Consider the following 203-nt stretch of genomic DNA (forward strand, 5'->3'; position numbering starts at 1 on the left):
GTCAGTCTGGCGGGAATGGAAGACCTCGACCCCAATTCCGTGGAATTTATCAAAGAAGCTGCCACTCGGGCGCTGAGTAATTCCGAACTGGGTCATATTGCGATCGATGACAGTAGCGACGCGGCGCGATTTACCGGCTCTTTAAATGAAGGCAATTGGAACTTCGGCGAATATCGAGGCGTGCAAACCGTCTCCATGCGACC

Annotated in this window: 1 pseudogene; it reads left to right on the plus strand. The window is 53.2% G+C overall.

Annotation, left to right across the window (positions count from 1 at the left end):
• A pseudogene (locus LKK83_RS00310) lies at positions 1–203 on the plus strand (DUF4114 domain-containing protein); the annotation flags it as partial.

This window comes from Phormidium sp. CCY1219 (assembly GCF_035615515.1).
In the GTDB taxonomy this organism is placed as follows: domain Bacteria; phylum Cyanobacteriota; class Cyanobacteriia; order Cyanobacteriales; family Laspinemataceae; genus CCY1219.